Source organism: Galbibacter sp. (assembly GCF_035306585.1).
GTDB lineage: Bacteria > Bacteroidota > Bacteroidia > Flavobacteriales > Flavobacteriaceae > Galbibacter.
Genome location: NZ_DATGNU010000094.1, coordinates 1 through 2,994 on the forward strand (window position 1 = coordinate 1; position 2,994 = coordinate 2,994).

A 2,994-nucleotide genomic window follows, 5' to 3' on the forward strand; every position below is an offset into this window, starting at 1 on the left:
ACTCGCTTTCTTACCTGTAGTCAAGTGTTTTTCTTACCTGTAGTCAAGTGTTTTTTTAAAATTGTTTTTCTGTCATAAATAATTTAAATAGTTTAAAGCTGCCGACAGGCCGTTACTCTCCGTTCCGGCGCTCCGCTTTCCGCGGGCATGGCTTGAGCCTCCTCAGGAGCGAAAGGACTGCTCCCTGCGGGGTCTCAAGGCTCATGCTATTCCCGCAGGAGTCGAGCGCCTGCACTACTAGGACCAGGTTTGGATAAAATAAAAATGTGTATACCAAATAGACCTAGCGAATATTTGTTTTTTTCACAAGGTCTTATGTGATATAGTGGAGCTATCCTGTTACGAAGCTTTGGCTGATTCGTAATCATACAGGACATCATGTTGAATAAGGTGAAATGCGACTTTCAAGAACTTATTCACACATGCAATCATCGCAACCTTATGGGGCTTACTCTGGGGTTGCTTTTTTAATTGGTCGTAATAATCCACAATCGTATTTTTAGTTTTTGTCCTTAATGAGATCATTGACATCACCATGAAATAAAGGATCTGCCTCAACCTTCGGTTTCCACGTTTATTTATCCGATCCTGGTACTGAAGTTTACCTGATTGGAACCGTTGGATATCAATCCCTACGTATGCATTGACCTGTTTGTGATTTTTAAAGCGGCGGATGTCGCCTAACTCGCCAATTATTCTAACTGCTGTAGATTCCCCAATTCCAGGAAATGACACGAGAACTTGAAAATCAACACGATCTTTCGATAGATCCACCATCTGTCTAATAATATCCTTTTTCTGATCCACCAGTTCCAAAATGCGTTTGGCATAGTGTCGTAGATGTTGGCAGCGTACGTCTTCCGGCCGAATTGCTGAATAGGAATTTTCTGCAGCGTTGATTAGTAATGCCGCTTTTTCCTCCGCTTTTTGATTAGATATATTCTTACGGGTTGCTTGTTTGATTTGGTTACGTAAATCCTCTTTTGAAAGCATATGTAAGCATGCAGGATGGGGATAAAGCTGAATGATATTTAAAAACAGGACTGAGCTCTTTGTAAATACCTTTTCAAGTAGCGGAAAGCTTAGTTGTAGGAAAGAGTGTAGCCTGTTATAGTGATGCCTTATCTCCTTTTCTATATCTTCATAGTAGCGTCCCAGTGCACGCATTTGTTCAAAGTATTCTTCTTGTACGTATGTTTCCTGCCGGTCCAATCTGAAATGGGATTTAGCCAATTCATGTGCATCACTAATATCTGTTTTATGTCGGCGCATGGCTGCCATCTGAAGCTTAGCCTCCAAAGGGTTCAAGCGAATATAGGGATATTGGTGTACCTGCAGGAAGTTCTCAAGCCCTTTAGAATAGACACCCGTAGCCTCAAAGACAATGTCAGGTACTTTGCCGTCCTGTTCCCTAAGTGATTCAATACGTCCTTTTAATGATTGGAATCCAGATATCGTGTGTTCTAATTCCCCTTCATATTGACAGCGTTGATAGCAGTCGTATATTACTATTGTACTTTTTCCCATACTTACGTCAAAAGCAATTACATGTTTCATAATTCTTCCCCCTGTTTACATCACATAGAAGTTCTTCACAGTGCCTCATCGATTCCACTTTCTTATACACGATCTCGAAGATCCAACATACTAAACTGATTCTAATAAGGGTGTGAAGCGTGTCGGTTTCCTTATACGGATTCTTAGATCCCAGCGAGTACACGACTTCACTTCACTTCTACTAAAAAAATAGTAGCACAAACCGTGGCCTTGGTCTGTACTACTAATGTTAGTATGTTTCCGCGGGCGGTCCGGGAGCCTCCTCGTCGCAAGCTCCTGCGGGGTCTCCACTGGCCACGCTTTTCCCGCAGGAGTCTCGTACCTTTCGCTACAATCAACAAGGTTACAAAATTTAATAGTATTGACTCGTAATTTTTAAAAAAACATACAAAAAAACTAACGGGTTCGGTTTTGAAGTACAAACAGGTAATTATCAGACGAAAAGGTTGTCTATTTCGTGCAAAAAAAATCAATATAAAACGCACAAAAATGGTCAGCGGCTGAAACCACTGACCGACCTTTTTTTATGGTATTTTGTTCAACATACTTTTTAAGAAATCTATTTTTCTAATATCTTTATTATTATTGTTATCTGCTCGATAACTATCCTTGGATGAAGATTCGTAAACACTTAAATATTGCTCAGGATTTAGTAAATAATACTTTACCTCTCCCATTTGTTGCATTTCTAAATTCTCTAATTGTACTCCTGCGAAACTTGGTAAAGTGTCAATAATACCAAACTCAACTGATAATCCTTCTTTAGAGAACTCGTGTTCGTGCAAATCAACCAAACTATATTCCATTGTGTTCATAATGGTCACTATTTCATTCCAGTTATGTATATTTAATTCAGGTGGTACTTCCCACCCTCTTTTATCACCAGGTATATGAATATCTAAGTCTTGTGCATCCCAACTCTTTCCTGTAATGACCTCTAAACCAACCGAACCCATTAACAATGGGATAATTTCAATATCATTTAGTTTTTTTGCAATTTTAATAAACTCATTAAACTTGTGATTATCCATTTGCTCCTCCATTTTTTTCTCAGTTTTACCGCAATTTTTTATTACTAACCTTCCCTTTATTTGAAGATTTTGTCTCTTTACAATACCATATTTCCAGTTCAGAGGTTTTTTTGGTAACTTAAAAAGTATTGCAAATGACACCAAAAATTTTGAAGAACAGAAAGTTCTGTCATCTTCTTTTTAGGGTGCTTTTTGTAGTACCAATTGATTAGTTTGTTATGGATAATTACCGTTAAATCAAGAAAAAAGGAGTAGCGAAATCAATGCGATTTGGCACTCCCTTTGATGTGTTATTTGAAGTTTTGTACTCGAAAACAGAACCCGTTACAAAAAAACCATCCTTTTTAGTAAAATGAAGTTACCACACAACATTCCAGAAAGGATGATTTTTTATGAGCAATCAATT

At 38.2% G+C, this 2,994-nt stretch carries 2 protein-coding genes; both read right to left on the reverse strand.

Annotated elements, in window-relative coordinates; all coding sequences use genetic code 11:
- Nucleotides 1-339: 339 nt before the first annotated feature.
- On the reverse strand, nt 340-1,557 hold the full coding sequence (locus VKY50_RS09000) for an IS110 family RNA-guided transposase (RefSeq protein ID WP_324301027.1): 1,218 nt from the start codon (nt 1,555-1,557) through the stop codon (nt 340-342).
- Between the two features lie 524 nt (nt 1,558-2,081).
- Nucleotides 2,082-2,729, reverse strand: coding sequence for a hypothetical protein (locus VKY50_RS09005; RefSeq protein ID WP_324301029.1), 648 nt, complete (start codon nt 2,727-2,729; stop codon nt 2,082-2,084).
- Between the last annotated feature and the right edge of the window lie 265 nt (nt 2,730-2,994).

What these genes read in the sequence shown, in the direction of transcription:
- VKY50_RS09000 (WP_324301027.1), bottom strand. Translation starts at nt 1,557, where the DNA reads ATGAAACATGTAATTGCTTTTGACGTAAGTATGGGAAAAAGTACAATA.